The sequence below is a fragment of the Pseudomonas nunensis genome (genome assembly GCF_024296925.1).
In the GTDB taxonomy this organism is placed as follows: domain Bacteria; phylum Pseudomonadota; class Gammaproteobacteria; order Pseudomonadales; family Pseudomonadaceae; genus Aquipseudomonas; species Aquipseudomonas nunensis.
The window spans coordinates 6,846,274-6,860,516 of the sequence record NZ_CP101125.1 but is presented as its reverse complement, the minus strand read 5'-3'; the positions used below and the strand labels follow the sequence as shown (position 1 = coordinate 6,860,516).

Annotated in this window: 10 protein-coding genes; 3 read left to right on the top strand and 7 right to left on the bottom strand. The window is 59.2% G+C overall.

Annotation, left to right across the window (positions count from 1 at the left end):
• The first annotated feature begins 3 nt into the window (after positions 1 to 3).
• Both pqqE and NK667_RS30280 read left to right on the top strand, forming a co-directional pair.
• Positions 4 to 1,146 (top strand): pyrroloquinoline quinone biosynthesis protein PqqE, encoded by a 1,143-nt coding sequence (gene pqqE, locus NK667_RS30285; protein ID WP_161807687.1) that lies wholly within the window; start codon positions 4 to 6, stop codon positions 1,144 to 1,146.
• Positions 1,112 to 2,938: a S9 family peptidase gene (locus NK667_RS30280; RefSeq protein ID WP_054616839.1), complete on the top strand. Its 1,827-nt coding sequence runs from the start codon at positions 1,112 to 1,114 to the stop codon at positions 2,936 to 2,938. The genes pqqE and NK667_RS30280 overlap by 35 nt, the downstream gene beginning before the upstream one ends.
• 135 nt (positions 2,939 to 3,073) lie before the next feature.
• On the opposite strand, the gene NK667_RS30275 is transcribed toward NK667_RS30280, so the two are convergent.
• From NK667_RS30275 to NK667_RS30265, 3 genes are all read right to left on the bottom strand, one after another.
• A complete protein-coding gene (locus tag NK667_RS30275; RefSeq protein ID WP_007904205.1) occupies positions 3,074 to 3,232 on the bottom strand; it encodes a YqaE/Pmp3 family membrane protein in 159 nt (52 codons plus the stop codon).
• A gap of 83 nt (positions 3,233 to 3,315) precedes the next feature.
• Positions 3,316 to 3,636 carry a helix-turn-helix domain-containing protein gene (locus tag NK667_RS30270; RefSeq protein WP_054044164.1) on the bottom strand — a complete coding sequence of 107 codons (321 nt, stop codon included), beginning with the start codon at positions 3,634 to 3,636 and terminating at the stop codon, positions 3,316 to 3,318.
• A 252-nt stretch (positions 3,637 to 3,888) separates the two neighbouring features.
• A complete protein-coding gene (locus NK667_RS30265; protein WP_054616840.1) occupies positions 3,889 to 5,172 on the bottom strand; it encodes an aspartate aminotransferase family protein in 1,284 nt (427 codons plus the stop codon).
• A gap of 169 nt (positions 5,173 to 5,341) precedes the next feature.
• On the opposite strand from NK667_RS30265, the gene NK667_RS30260 reads away from it, so the two are divergent.
• The gene (locus NK667_RS30260) at positions 5,342 to 6,262 is read left to right on the top strand and encodes a LysR family transcriptional regulator (RefSeq protein ID WP_054616841.1); all 921 of its coding nucleotides are present in this window, start codon (positions 5,342 to 5,344) and stop codon (positions 6,260 to 6,262) included.
• 227 nt (positions 6,263 to 6,489) lie between these two features.
• Here the strand turns inward: NK667_RS30260 and NK667_RS30255 are convergent, their stop codons facing one another.
• From NK667_RS30255 to NK667_RS30240, 4 genes are all read right to left on the bottom strand, one after another.
• Positions 6,490 to 8,268, bottom strand: coding sequence for an acyl-CoA dehydrogenase C-terminal domain-containing protein (locus NK667_RS30255; protein WP_054616842.1), 1,779 nt, complete (start codon positions 8,266 to 8,268; stop codon positions 6,490 to 6,492).
• A gap of 259 nt (positions 8,269 to 8,527) precedes the next feature.
• Entirely contained in the window at positions 8,528 to 10,324 is a 1,797-nt protein-coding gene (locus NK667_RS30250) for an acyl-CoA dehydrogenase C-terminal domain-containing protein (protein ID WP_054044168.1), read from the bottom strand.
• A gap of 90 nt (positions 10,325 to 10,414) precedes the next feature.
• Positions 10,415 to 11,701 (bottom strand): GGDEF domain-containing protein, encoded by a 1,287-nt coding sequence (locus NK667_RS30245; protein ID WP_054044169.1) that lies wholly within the window; start codon positions 11,699 to 11,701, stop codon positions 10,415 to 10,417.
• 314 nt (positions 11,702 to 12,015) lie between these two features.
• Complete coding sequence (locus NK667_RS30240) at positions 12,016 to 14,124, bottom strand: cytochrome-c peroxidase (RefSeq protein WP_054616843.1); 2,109 nt, start codon at positions 14,122 to 14,124, stop codon at positions 12,016 to 12,018.
• Between the last annotated feature and the right edge of the window lie 119 nt (positions 14,125 to 14,243).

Here is a 14,243-nt window from a genome sequence, read left to right as displayed (position 1 = left end):
TCTGTGTCGGACAAGTTACCGCCAAAACCGGAAATCGGCCTGCCGCTGTGGCTGCTGGCCGAGCTGACCTATCGCTGCCCGCTGCAATGCCCGTACTGCTCCAATCCGCTGGATTTCGCCGAGCAAGGCAAAGAACTCAGCACCGAGCAGTGGATCAAGGTGTTCCGCGAAGCGCGGGAGATGGGCGCGGCGCAGTTGGGCTTCTCCGGCGGCGAACCGCTGGTGCGCCAGGACCTCGCCGAGCTGATTGCAGAGGCGCGCAAGCTGGGTTTCTACACCAACCTGATCACCTCCGGCATCGGCCTCACCGAACAAAAAATCAGCGACTTCAAGAAGGCTGGCCTGGACCATATCCAGATCAGTTTCCAAGCCAGCGACGAACAGGTGAATAACCTGCTGGCCGGCTCGAAAAAAGCCTTCGCCCAGAAGCTGGAAATGGCCCGCGCAGTGAAGGCCCACGGTTATCCGATGGTGCTGAACTTCGTGACCCATCGGCACAATATCGACAAGATCGACCGGATTATCGAGCTGTGTATCGCCCTTGAAGCGGACTTTGTCGAACTCGCGACATGCCAGTTTTACGGTTGGGCGCAGCTCAATCGTGTCGGCCTGTTGCCGACCAAGGAACAACTGGTCAACGCCGAACGTGTGACCAATGAATACCGCGCCAAACTGGAAGCCGAAGGGCATCCGTGCAAGTTGATTTTTGTGACACCGGACTACTACGAAGAACGCCCGAAAGCCTGCATGAATGGCTGGGGCAGTATTTTTCTGACAGTCACGCCGGACGGAACCGCCCTGCCCTGTCACGGTGCCCGACAGATGCCGGTACAGTTTCCCAATGTGCGCGACCACAGCATGCAGCACATCTGGTACGACTCGTTTGGCTTCAACCGCTTTCGCGGTTACGACTGGATGCCCGAGCCGTGCCGCTCCTGCGATGAAAAAGAGAAGGACTTCGGTGGCTGTCGCTGCCAGGCGTTCATGCTCACCGGCGACGCCAGCAATGCCGACCCTGTGTGCAGCAAATCGGAACATCACGGCGTGATTCTAAAGGCCCGCGAAGAAGCCGAGCACGCGACCCAAACCATCGAACAATTGGCCTTTCGCAATGAACGAAACTCACGCCTCATCGCCAAAAGCTGAACCCTTCAGCGCCATCAAGGCCGTCGCGGCCGGCATCGACTTTGCCGAGCTGCTGGCCGGTCGTCATGGCCTGTTCTGGAACGAATACCGTCCCGAGGACGCCGCTTGCCGGATCTGGCACTGGCGCGATGGTCAGGCCACATGCCTGACGCCGCCGGGGTTCAGTGCGCGCAGCCGCGTGTACGAATATGGCGGCGGAGCGTTTTGTCTGACGGATGACGGGATTGTTTTCGTCAACGAGGCGGACCAGCAGCTGTATCGAAAATCGCTGAAGGGTGAGACGCCTGAAGTGCTGACGTCGAGTGACTGCCGTTACGGTGATCTGCAGTTTGCTAATGGTCAGGTATTGGCGGTTGAAGAAAACCAGGATCAGCATCGGTTGGTGGCCATTGACCTGGTGGACGGCACCCGGCATTTGCTGGCGGAAGGTGCGGATTTTTACGCGGCGCCAACGCTCAGTCCGGACGCTCGACGCCTGGCCTGGATCGAGTGGAGCCGGCCAGATCAGCCTTGGACCGCGACCCGTTTGATGGTTGCCGAGCGCCAAGTCTCGGGGAGTTTCGGCAAGCCTCGCTGCGTGGCGGGTGATGGGGTTCAAGAATCGCTGCAACAACCTCGTTTCGATGAGCGTGGTCGCTTGTATTGCCTGACGGATCGCGGCGGCTTTTGGCAGCCGTGGGTGGAATCCGCCGAGGGACTGAGCCCACTGGCCAGCGCTGCGGCCGATCACGGTCCCGCGCCATGGCAACTCGGTGGCAGCACGTGGTTGCCGCTTGGTGACGATCGTTATCTGGCGAGCTGGACTGAAGGTGGGTTTGGCCGACTGGGTCTTTGCGGCGGCACACCTGAGGATTTCACCGGGGACTACAGCCGTTTCCGGAGTCTCGCGCTGGATGAACAGTTTATTTACTGCATCGCAGGCTCGCCGGTCAGTTCCTCGGCAGTAATTGCCATCGACCGCAATACGCGGCAAGTCAAGATTCTGGCCGGCGGTATCGCACCGCTGCCCGCCGAACAAATCAGTCGCCCGCAAACTCTTCGCTACCCCAGTGGTTCGGGCGAAGCCCACGGCTTCTTCTACCCGGCGATGACCGGTGCGGCGAAACCGCCGCTGGTGGTGTTCATCCACGGCGGCCCGACCTCGGCCTGCTACCCGATGCTCGACCCGCGCATCCAGTATTGGGCGCAACGGGGCTTTGCCGTGGCCGACCTCAACTATCGCGGCAGCAGCGGCTACGGTCGGGATTATCGCCAGGCGCTGCACTTGAGCTGGGGCGACGTAGATGTGGAAGATGCTTGCGCGGTGGTCACTTACCTCGCCGAACGTGGCCTGATCGACGGTGACAAAGCCTTCATTCGCGGTGGCAGCGCTGGTGGCTACACAACGCTTTGCGCACTGGCCTTTCACAAGGTCTTCCGCGCCGGGGCCAGCCTGTATGGCGTCAGTGATCCGGTTGCACTGGCCAGAGCCACGCACAAATTTGAAGGCGACTATCTGGACTGGTTGATCGGCGATCCGGAGCAGGATGCCGAGCGTTACGCCGCACGCACGCCGCTATTGCACGCGAGCAACATCTCGGTGCCGGTGATCTTCTTTCAAGGCGAGCTGGACGCAGTGGTGGTGCCGCAGCAAACCCGCGACATGGTCACGGCGCTGGAGGACAACGGCATTCTGGTTGAGGCCCATTATTACGCGGACGAGCGTCATGGGTTTCGCAAGGCGAGTAACCAGGCGCATGCGCTGGAGCAGGAGTGGTTGTTTTATCGGCGGGTGATGGAATTGGCGGACTGAAGACTGCAATCAGAACAGAAGTTGCGGCGCCTCATTCGCGAGCAAGCCCGCTCCCACATTGGATCTGCGGTGGACGCAATTCCCTTGTAGGAGCGAGGCTTGCCCGCGAAAGCGATCTACCTGGCGCCGCGAACCTCAGCGCTTGGCAATGATATACACCGCATGCACGATCCCCGGAATGTAACCGCACAACGTCAGCAGAATATTCAGCCAGAACGCCCCGGCGAAACCGACTTGCAGAAACACACCCAGGGGCGGCAACAGAATGGCAATGATGATTCGAATAAAGTCCATGGGTCAGCTCCTGATTGATGATGGCTCGCACGAGCCATACAACCAATCGACCTGTGCCGTTCGTCAGGGTTCAGTGCAGATCTTCAGGCTAGTATCTCAAGACCGTATTTCTGAACGATGCTCAACAACTTCAGCGCCATACCGCTCGGGTGCTTATCCCCCGCTTCCCATTGCTTGACCGTCGAGGCACTGGTGTTCAGATAACGCGCAAATACCGGCTGGCTGACGTTATTGCTTTCGCGAAGCGCCTTGATCTGTTCCGCTGGGATTGCGTCGGGCACTTTTGCCAGGCAGGACTCATCGAATTCGCGCATTGTCGCTTTGCTGATTGCGCCAATGGCGAATAAGGCACTGGCTGATTCGTGTATTGATTCAAAAACTTCACTTTTGTATTTTTTACTCATGAGCTATCTCCACGAATTCTTTCGTATCCAGCAAACGCTGAACTTGCACATCGGTAAGTCCCGCGTAGTTCGTGCTATTGCGTTTTTTACCCGTCCCTTCCTAAAAAGCCATCGATCCAGCCATCTCTCAAGCACCAAATGCCCTCTGGCAAAACGCAGAGACAAAAAAACGCCCCACGCCAAAAGAATCAGGCATGGGGCGATGCGTTATTACCGCGAGACGGTTCGGGGATTCATGTAGGACGGTTCTGATCAGACGGCAATCCCTTTGCGGCATTGCAGTTGCGCGGTGCGTACTCGGGAAAACGCTCGGGCCAGGCGCAGGAGCATTTCGTCGATGTTGGCTTTGCTGACGGTGAGGGCCGGGGTAAAGCGCAGGCAGTCGGGTTGCGGGGCGTTGAGCAGCAAGCCTTCGTGGAATGCGGCTTTGACTACCGCTTCTGCTGAATCGTCGGACAAGGTCAGCCCCCAGAGCAGCCCTTGTCCGCGCAGTTCACCGTGATCGTAACGATGGGCCAGTCGCCCGAGGCCTTCGCCAAGGTACTGACCGGTTTGCTGCACATGCTCAAGAAAGCCTTTGTCCTGCACGCTATCGAGAACGGCCAGGCCAGCAGCGGTCATCAGTGCATTGCCGTGATGGGTGCCGGTCATTTCGCCGATGTCGAAGCAGCAGGCTTTACCCCGGGCCAGCAACGCGGCCAGCGGCACGCCACCACCCAGGCCTTTGCCGAGGACGACGATATCGGCGCGCACGCCGTAGGATTGTTCCGCGAGCAAGCTGCCGCAGCGACCGATCCCGGTTTGGACTTCGTCGAGGATCAGCAGGATGCCCAGTTCACGACACAAGCGCTCGACGCCCTTGAGGTAGTGCTCGTCGGCCGGGATCACCCCGGCTTCGCTCTGGATCGGCTCGAGCATGATGGCGACGGTTTGCGCGTCCACGGCTGCATGCAAGGCGGGAAGGTCGTTGAACGGGACGTGACTGAAGCCCGGCAACTGCGGTTCGAATCGGTTGATCAGCGTCGAACTGTCCGACGCCGAAATCGTCCCGAGACTACGACCATGACAACCCTTGTTGGCCACGATGATCCGCGAAGCCCCGCCGCGATGCAGTTGGCCCCATTTGCGAGCCAGTTTGATCGCCGTGTCGCAGGCTTCGCTGCCACTATTGAGCAGGTACGCCTGGTCGCTGCCGGTGCTGGCACAGAGGCGTTCAGCGAGGTTTAGCAAGCCACGGTTATGCAGGCCGAAACCAGGATTGATCAGTGCCCGGGCCTGATCCGAGATCGCGTTAACCAGCACCGACGGGCTGTGCCCGAGGCTATTGGCCCCGCCACCCTGTGAAAAATCCAGATAAGCGCGGTCATCGCTGTCCCACAACCACGAGCCCTGGCCTCGGACAAAAATCTGCTGGGGCCGCTCGACGCTGGGCATCAGGCACTCACTGGAAAGATTGTCACTGCACGCCGGCAATGAAGCATCCATCACCAAGTCATCAAGACTGGGTGGATTACGCCGCAAACTGAACAGATTCATCACAAAAAGCCTCGTTTGAGATTTTTTGTCTTTCCTATGTAAACACCAACACGGTAATCGGTATTCATCGCGCTTTCCGGCCCTGTAAGCCTTGTGAATGCGGTTAGACTAGGCTCAGGCACGGCACTGAGCCATTTCGATTTCACAGCATTTTCGATAAGTGTTACTTATGGATTTCAAGCAACTGCGTTATTTCGTCGCGGTCTACGAAGAAGGCCATGTGGGCCGGGCCGCCGAGCGACTTTCGATCTCCCAACCCGCGTTGTCACAACAGATCCGGCACCTCGAACAGAACCTTGATGTGAGCCTGTTCGAACGCAGCAGCAAACGCCTGCTGCCAACGTTGGCGGCGCACACGCTGTACAACCACGCATTACCTCTGCTTGACGGTCTGCAACGGGCACGCGAAGCGCTGGGTAACTTCAAGGGCCAGGCGCTGCGCACGTTGGCTATCGGGGTTTTGCAGACGGTTCACACCAGCCTGGTGCCGCAGATGCTCGAACGAGTGCGCAAGGCGCAGCCGCATTTGGTGGTGCAGATCTATGAGCTCACCGGTATGGAAATCGAGCGACGCTTGCTCAACGGTTCTCTGGACATCGGCATCAGCTACCTGCCACCTCGTCAGCCGGGGCTGCATGGCGTGATGTTGTACGAAGATGAACTGACTCTTGTCATCCCGGCGGATCATCCGCTGCGCGAATTCAAGAAAGTCTCCATGAGTCAGGCGGCGGAGTTGCCGATGTTGCTGTTGGGCGAAGAGTTTCAGCTGCGGCAAATCTGGCAAGCGCAACTGGCCGGCCTGGGCCGACGCCCGCAGGTGCAGGCCGAACTGAATAACATGGCAGGGATTCTCGACAGTCTGCCTCATACCCGATTGGCTACGGTCCTGCCGGGGCGCTCGCAACAGGCGCATGGTAACTATGAACTGCTGTGGAAACCGCTGACCGAGCCGCGCGTGCCGCTCAAAGTAGGCTTGGTGTGTCGAGATGTGCAGCGACAACAGGCCTCGCTGGCCTTGTTGCAGACATTGCTGGAAGAAGTGCTGAATGGACCCGATGAGCGTTTGAAAGGCCCGGTAACAATGCCTTGATCACTTTTCTGCAGGCAAAAGAAAACCCCGCCGAAGCGGGGCTTTGCAGACTGTTTCCCTGACATCCATTTCACTCCGCCATCCTGGCAGAATCCTACGTGTCCGTGTTGTTGCTTTGCGCTTCCTGCGCGACGTCCATGTGAAGTAGATTAGCTCTGGATCCAATCCGCGCATATGGGAAAACAGCAGTACGTCATGTAAGAGAATGCTTACATAACGTTGACGGGTCAGAACTGCGATGCGTCCAGCAGGAACAGCGACTCACTACCGGCCTTCACCGATGCGCTCAACGAGTGAATACGCGGCAGCAGACGGGCGAAATAGAACCGCGCCGTACCGAGTTTGCTTGCGTAGAAATCGTCCTGCGCTTCTTTGCCAAAGGCTGCTTTGGCCATCAATGCCCACATGTAGGCGTAGGAAACGTATCCAAATACTTGCAGATATTCGACCGAAGCCGCGCCGATTTCATTCGGGTTGTTTTTCGCCCGGTCCAGCAGCCACGAAGTCAGCTCATCGAGGGTGGTCACCGCGTCATTCAACGGCTTGGTGAATTCCGCCAGGTCAGCACTGGCCGTTGCCGTGAAGTGACGAATTTCGTCGGCGAACAGGTTGTAGAACGCCCCGCCGCTGCCAACGATCTTGCGTCCTACAAGGTCCAGCGCCTGAATGCCGTTGGTGCCTTCGTAGATCTGGGTGATGCGCACGTCGCGCACCAGTTGCTCCTGGCCCCACTCACGGATGTAACCGTGGCCGCCGAACACTTGCTGACCGTGGACGGTGGTTTCCAGCCCCAGGTCAGTCAGGAATGCCTTGGCCACTGGCGTCAGCAGCGCCACCAGATCTTCCGCACGCTTGCGGGTGGTCGCGTCTTCGCTGAACTTGGCGGTGTCGAGTTGCATCGCCACGTATGTCGAGAAGGCACGGCCGCCCTCGTTTGAGGCTTTCATGGTCAGCAACATGCGACGCACGTCCGGATGGACGATGATCGGGTCAGCGACTTTGTCTTTGTTCTGCGCGCCGGTCGGCGAACGGCTTTGCAGACGATCGCGCGCGTATTCGACGGCGTTCTGGTACGAGCGCTCGCCAGTGGCCAGGCCCTGGATACCGACGCCCAGACGCTCGTAGTTCATCATGGTGAACATCGCCGCCAGGCCTTTGTTCGGCTCGCCGACCAGGTAACCCACGGCTTCGTCGAAGTTCATCACGCAGGTCGCGGACGCCTGGATGCCCATTTTGTGTTCGATCGAACCGCAGTTCGCCGGGTTGCGCGCGCCCAGGCTGCCATCGGCATTGACCATGAACTTCGGCACCAGGAACAGCGAAATGCCTTTCGGCCCCGCTGGGGCGTCCGGCAGCTTAGCCAGCACCAGATGGATAATGTTCTCGGTCAGGTCGTGTTCACCGCCGGTGATGAAGATCTTGGTGCCGCTGACTTTGTAGGAACCGTCGGCCTGAGGTTCGGCCTTGGTGCGGATGATCCCCAGGTCTGTGCCGGCGTGAGGCTCGGTCAGGCACATGGAGCCGGCCCAAACGCCGGCGTACATGTTCGGCAGGTACGCGGCTTTCAGTTCGTCGCTGGCGTGGGCATTGATCGAGAGGCAAGCGCCGGCGGTCAGCATCGGGTACAGGCCAAACGACAGGCTCGCGGAGTTGACCATTTCTTCGACCTGGGCCGAAACAGCCTTGGGCATGCCCATGCCGCCGTAGGCCGGATCGCCACCGACGCCGACCCAACCACCTTCAGCATAAGTCTGATAAGCCTGTGGGAAACCTGCCGGCGTGGTGACGGCACCGTCCGCCCAATGGCAACCTTCTTCGTCAGCTGCACGGCTCAGGGGCGCGATGCTTTTGCTGGTGACCTTGCCGGCCTCTTCAAGAATGGCTTCGACGGTTTCGGCATCGACGGTATCCGCCAGCGCCGGCAACTCGGCCCAGAGTTTGGCGACCTCGAAAACTTCATTGAGGACGAAGCGCATATCGCGCAGGGGCGCTTTGTAGTCAGCCATGGCAAACCTCGCAGGATCTAAACGGGTGATTCGTGGGAATGGTGTTTTCGTTGGGTTCGAGTGTAACCCAACAACTTTTACGACACATAGGGTCAGCTCATGACTGATTTGTAATGTTTAGTCATTGGCGTGTATCTGGTAAAACGCATTCGCGGGCAAGTCGAATCGTCGCACCGCTCGCTCCTACAGGTCCAAGGCGTTTTCGAAAACACCGCCAACCTGTAGGAGCGAGGCTTGCCCGCGAAGCTCTTAAATACGATTAAAGCGCAAACAACCCCGCCGGCAACTTCATCAAGCAATCACTCCCCGCCTCGATCGCCGCACGATGAGCGGCGGTGCGTGGCAGCAATCGCTTGAAATAAAACTCGCAGGTCGCCAATTTTCCCTGGCAATAATCGGCATCGCCGCTGCCGTCGTCGAGTTGCGCCTGAGCCACCAACGCCATGCGCAGCCACAAATAGCCGAGGATGATGTAACCGCTGTACATCAGGTAATCCACCGACGCCGCGCCGACTTCGTCCGGATTTTTCATCGCGGCCATGCCGATCTTGGTGGTCACCTCGCCCCACTGCTGATTCAAACCATTGAGCTGAGCGACGAAGCTGCCGAGTTGCGGATGCTCGGCGTTGGCAGCGCAGAACTTGTGAACGATTTTAGTAAAGCCACGCAACAGTTTGCCTTGGCTGCCAAGCACTTTGCGCCCCAGCAGATCCAGCGCCTGAATGCCGTTGGTGCCCTCGTAGATCGGCGCAATCCGGCAGTCACGTACCAACTGCTCCATGCCCCACTCGCGGATGAAACCGTGGCCGCCAAACACCTGCATGCCGTGGTTGGTCACTTCCAGCCCGGTGTCGGTCATGAACGCTTTGCAGATCGGTGTCAGAAACGCCAGCAAGTCCTCGGCGTCCTGACGCGCCGTTGCATCTGCACTCAAATGCGCGACATCCAACAACTGCGCGGTGAAATAGGTCAGCGCCCGATTGCCTTCGTTGAAGGCTTTCATGGTCAGCAACATCCGCCGTACATCCGGATGTACGATGATCGGGTCGGCGACTTTTTCCGGGGCTTTAGGTCCGGTCAGCGAACGCATTTGCAAACGATCGTTAGCGTATTTGATCGCGCCCTGGAAGCTCGCCTCGCCCAGACACAAACCCTGCATGCCGGTACCCAGGCGCGCATGGTTCATCATGGTGAACATACAGTTCAGGCCTTTGTTGGCTTCACCGATCAGGAAGCCCTTGGCGTCATCAAAATTGAGCACGCAGGTGGCCGAGGCCTTGATGCCCATTTTGTGTTCGATGGAGCCGCAGGAAACGCCATTGCGCTCGCCCGCCTCACCTTCGGCATCGGGCAGGAATTTAGGCACGATAAACAGCGAAATGCCCTTGGTCCCGGCCGGTGCATCCGGCAGTTTGGCCAGCACCAAATGAATGATGTTGTCGCTCATGTCGTGTTCGCCGGCGGAGATGAAAATCTTGCTGCCGGAGATCGCGTAGCTGCCGTCAGCCTGGGGCACGGCGCGGGTCTTGATGATGCCCAGGTCAGTGCCGCAATGGGCTTCGGTCAGGCACATGGTGCCTGTCCATTGGCCGGCGGTGAGCTTGCTCAGGTAGGTCTGTTTTTGCGCTTCGGTGCCGTGGGCGTGAATCGCCGACATCGCACCGTGGGTCAAACCGGGGTACATGCCCCAGGAGGTGTTGCTGGAAGCGATCATCTCGCTGATGACCAGTCCCAGCGAAAGAGGCAGACCCTGGCCGCCATACACCGGATCAGCCGCCAGGCCATGCCAGCCGCCCTCCACGTATTGTGCGAAGGCTTGCTTGAAGCCTGTAGGCGTTGTCACCACGCCATTGTCGAAATGGCAGCCCTCTTCGTCGCCGCTGCGATTCAGCGGTGAGAGAACGTTCTCACAGAATTTCGCGCCTTCTTCGAGGATCGCACTGACCATGTCCGGGCTGGCATCGGTGGCGCCCAGCGCGGCGTAGTTGCCGTGAAAGTCGAAGACGTGGTCGATCAGGAAGCGCATGTCGCGCAGGGGAGCTTTGTACTCAGGCATGGTCGTTTCTCCGGCAGCAGATTGCTCAAACCTACTGCCGTGTCCCACGCCTCACAATCACAGTCCAGACGCTGAATGCGCCATCATCACTCAACCCGCAGCGCCGTCCATGCGCACTGCGCCACGACGGTTTTGACCGAACGCAACCACGCAGTTACGCCCGGCGCCCTTGGCGCTATAGAGCGCCTCGTCGGCGGACTTGAGCACTTGTTCCGGCGTGCGCTGTTCCAGGCGCTCGGCGACGCCGATGCTGACCGTGACCGACACGCTGGAGGCAGCGGAACCGGCACGTCGCTGGCGACCTTGCTGATCGTCTTGCGGACGATCCGGGTTGCGCAGTTGAATGTTGTAGGAGGCAATCGATTCGCGGATGACTTCCAGGTGCGGCATGCACTCTTCAAGCGTCTTGCCCGCGAATACCAGGGCGAATTCCTCGCCACCATAGCGATACGCCCTACCACCACCGCTGATTTTCGACAGTTTGCTGGCGACCAGTCGCAGCACCTGATCGCCGACGTCGTGGCCGTGGGTGTCGTTGAATTTCTTGAAGTGATCGACGTCGCTCATGGCCAGCACGTAATTGCGCCCCAGTCGCTGCATGCGTTCGTTCAATGCGCGGCGGCCCGGCAGACCAGTGAGTTCGTCGCGGAAGGCCATTTGATAGGCTTCATGGGCAACGGCCGCGGCAATCATCAGCATCACCTGGCTGCACATGATGTTCAGGGTAAACGGCAGGATGAAGGTCTTCGGCAACATCCAGAACAGTCCCAGCAGACCCACCAGTTGCGCGGCGTGCAAGGGCCTCGGGTTGCGCCAGTATTGCCAGGCCAGCAGTACAAACGAGGCGATAAACACCGGGTAGGACAACTGGATCAGGCTCATCCACGCGCCGTGCAATGCAGGCCAGCGGATCTCCGACAGCCACATCAGCAGCGCCTGTGGGTAACTTTGCTCAACGCCCAGCGCCACGCTGCCGAACGCCAGCAACACGGCAAAGCGCGCGACCATGTCCTGGAACAGATGGGTGCGCTCCTGCCACGCCGCGAACAGGCCGAACAACAACGGCAGCAGCAGACAGCAGAGATGAAAAACTACCGCCGCGTCTTCGCGAACCTTGCCGTTGTCGCGGTAATAGTCGGTCTGGGTGTCAAGCAGGAAGTAGGCGATGTACACGGTGACCATCAGAAACAGTTCGCGCTGGCGTCGATACACCGCGCAGTACGCGCCGCCGAGCAACAGCACCAGGGTTGGCAGCACGTTGAACAGCGAGGTGAAGAAGACGTTGAGATCCTTGATGTACGCAGCCGAAAGCCCAGCGAGCAATAGCAGTAATGAGGGCAAAAAGTGACTGAAACGTACAGCGGAAGAACGCGGCAAGGGTAAAGCTCCGACCCGGCATAGCAATTGATGGCATTGTGCCTGCAAAGCGCACGATTAAGCACACGAAATGTGACGCAGGTCACGTGAACGTCTCTTTAACGGCAGAAATGCTGAGTTTCTGAGGGAGTAACCGAGGTTTTTTAATGGGAGCGAAACCTGTGGCGAGGGGGCTTGCTCCCGTTGTGGCGCGAAGAGCCCCCGCATTTTTTCAGTTACGCAGTGTTTGTAGGTTTGCGACTGCTTCGCAGCCGAACGGGGGCGAGCCCCCTCGCCACAGAATTGCATTCTTACAGCAGCATCAGTGCGACCACTCAAAGATCGTTATAGAACGCCTGCAACGGCCCCTCGCTGACACTGCGACCTTCTGCTCCGATCGGTTTGAGCGCAATCGGGGCATCGAGCGCCTGCCGGGTCGAAATCTTCGGACTGACGGGCCGTGCCGTCACCGCGTTTTCGTCACCCACATGGCCTTGCGGGATGACCAGCGACGGGTGATCAAACGGTGCCTGCTCCCAGGCAACACGTGGATCGGTCAGCCCGACTTCCATGAATTTCACCAGCGCATCCACCTCATCGGGGGTCAGGTTCAGCGAGGTCATGTCCGGATCAAGGTTCGAGGCGTTGTGCTGATTCGCCGACGGATGTTCGAAGCCGCTGGTGTTGCTCGCATCCTCACCGCGCCGGTCGCCACCGCGGTTGTAGAACTCCATTACCTGTTTCAGCGTCGCGCGGCTGCCGTTGTGGAAATACGGCCCGGTCAGCGCGATGTTGCGCAGCGTCGGCGTCTTGAAGGCGCCATCGACCGCATCGCGGAAACCGACATTGGGCTTGAGCGTTGCGTCGCAGGGCAATGCGGCACTCAACGGTGTTTCGAAGGTGCAGACATCGACATCCAGCGGGTCAGGCACGTTGCCGCCCTGCAACAGGGTGTTGTACTCACGGGTGAAGGACAACGGATTGCCCCACGCGTCGGAACCGCCGAGCGCCAGGTCTTCCGAGGTCGGACGCACACCGGTGTTGTAGAAGCCGTTGTCGTAGAGCGTGGTGAGGTTGTCAGCCATCAACATGCGTTCGATGCGCTCACGCGGATGGAACAGCAAGCGGCTGCCGGCGTTGGTCAGCTCCGCGCCGCCGTGACAAGCGATGCATTTGCCCTTGCCGAGGAACAGGTTCATGCCTTGGACCTGCTGGGCATTCATTGCCTGCTGATTACCCTGCAAGTAGGCATCCAGCGGGGCTTGGTCCGAGATCAGCGTCGATTCATACATCTGAATCGCCAGCCCGAAGAACAGCGGGAAGTTGGCCTCCATCTGGGTGTACGGCGCATCGCCCAGCAAAACCTGTTGCGTGGCATTCCACAGCCGTGGCTGGAATGCAGCCTTGATCAGCTCACGGTAAGTCGGCCGACGCGCGCCGGAAACCGAGGCCAGCACCGAATCGGTTGAGGAAATCCGCTGTTGCTTGAGCATCAAGGTGTCGAGCATGCGTCGGCCAATATCCGCAAAGGTGCGCCCGCCACAGGACATTTCCACCGGACTGCCGGGAGGGCCCACGGCTTGCGACGCCGCAGACGCATCCTTGAGTGCCAGCCGCACTTTGGTCGCCACGCCTCCGCGATCGCCGGTGACGAAAATCCCGGCATCCGGGTCGCGATTGCCGAACGGCGAGAAGCCGTTGAACACGTTGTTCGCACGGCCATCCCAGAAATTTCGCACGTTGAACGCGGCGTTGATCACCGTCGGCGCGTTGCGCCCGGTACTGCGACGCACGTTGATGCCGCCGACCTGGAAAATGCCGTCCGGTTGTTGCGTGCACTTGTCGAAACGCGGTTGATGCGGCTTGACGAAGTTGGCGTCGAATACGCCCTGGGAGCCGATCACGTCGTCGGTGGAATAAAGGATCGGCGAATTGCGGTCCAGCGGATCGGCCAGCACGTGGGTTGGGAAGTCGGTTTTCTTCAGCGTGTAGTTCGGGCCGCCCTTGCCTCCGGATTTGGTCAAATAGGAAGCCACGTCAGCCGGGATATCGGACGCTACGAACGGTTTGTTGAAGATCGAAGCCACGTTGGCATTGGTGTGCGCCTGGCCGGGGTTGATCTGGTTGGTGATCCGGTGATCGACCCCCGCGTGAAAGTGGCAGGACGCACAAGCGGTCGAACCATCGCTGCCGATCTCCATGTCCCAGAACAATGCTTTGCCTAGCAGGATCGCCGCCGAGCGGTTGAGGACATAGTCAGTCATCAAGTCGACCTTGCGTCCGCCTTCGGTTCCCGATGGATCGGGAGGCGTCATGCCGCGCAGTGATTGCAGGGTGGGGATCTCAGGGGCGGGAACATCAATCTCGGGCGCTGTCGCAGCCAGAATGCTCTGGACGGGCAGCACGAACAGGCAGGCCAAACCAACTATTCGGACGATGTTCATGTGTTTCACCCTGACGACATGGTTGATTCGATTTATTGTTTCCAGGGGTTTTGCAATTAATCTGCCAGTACGCTGAAGGCCCGGCCTGTCTGGCTTTACCCGGCCAATACGATTATTCC

Bases quoted from the DNA above. Each gene is read 5' to 3' on its own strand.
- NK667_RS30280 (WP_054616839.1), top strand. From the start codon at position 1,112: ATGAACGAAACTCACGCCTCATCGCCAAAAGCTGAACCCTTCAGCGCC.
- NK667_RS30275 (WP_007904205.1), bottom strand. From the start codon at position 3,232: ATGGACTTTATTCGAATCATCATTGCCATTCTGTTGCCGCCCCTGGGT.
- NK667_RS30270 (WP_054044164.1), bottom strand. From the start codon at position 3,636: ATGAGTAAAAAATACAAAAGTGAAGTTTTTGAATCAATACACGAATCA.
- NK667_RS30265 (WP_054616840.1), bottom strand. From the start codon at position 5,172: ATGAATCTGTTCAGTTTGCGGCGTAATCCACCCAGTCTTGATGACTTG.
- NK667_RS30260 (WP_054616841.1), top strand. From the start codon at position 5,342: ATGGATTTCAAGCAACTGCGTTATTTCGTCGCGGTCTACGAAGAAGGC.
- NK667_RS30255 (WP_054616842.1), bottom strand. From the start codon at position 8,268: ATGGCTGACTACAAAGCGCCCCTGCGCGATATGCGCTTCGTCCTCAAT.
- NK667_RS30250 (WP_054044168.1), bottom strand. From the start codon at position 10,324: ATGCCTGAGTACAAAGCTCCCCTGCGCGACATGCGCTTCCTGATCGAC.
- NK667_RS30240 (WP_054616843.1), bottom strand. From the start codon at position 14,124: ATGAACATCGTCCGAATAGTTGGTTTGGCCTGCCTGTTCGTGCTGCCC.